The following is a 388-nucleotide window of genomic DNA, read 5'->3' as shown; positions in this document are numbered from 1 at the left end:
GGCCCCGGCGCCCCGCGTGCGGGCCCCGCCCCGCGCCCGCGCCCCCCACGACCGCGGAGGAGCCCGCATGTGGCACTACCCGGACCACCTGAAGTACACGAAGGACCACGAGTGGGTGGAGAGGAAGGGTGACAAGCGCGCCCGTGTCGGGGTCAGCGACCCGTACGGCGACGGCTGGACCGGCGAGGTCGACCTCGCCGGCACCGGAGCGCCGGACGGCCCGCTCGACGCGCAGCAGTACCGGAGGCACATCGCGGACGCGGACCAGCCCCGCGAGAACGGGGGCGGGCCCGGCGGCCCCCGAGGGGAGGCGCGGACCCCACGGGAACGGGGGGGGGGGGGGGGGGGGGGGGGGGGCCGGGCGGCCGGCCGCGCCGGCGGCGCGCCC

It is taken from the genome of Streptomyces sp. NPDC059695 (assembly GCF_042733785.1).
Classification (GTDB): domain Bacteria; phylum Actinomycetota; class Actinomycetes; order Streptomycetales; family Streptomycetaceae; genus Streptomyces.
Note: the sequence above shows the minus strand (reverse complement) of the source record.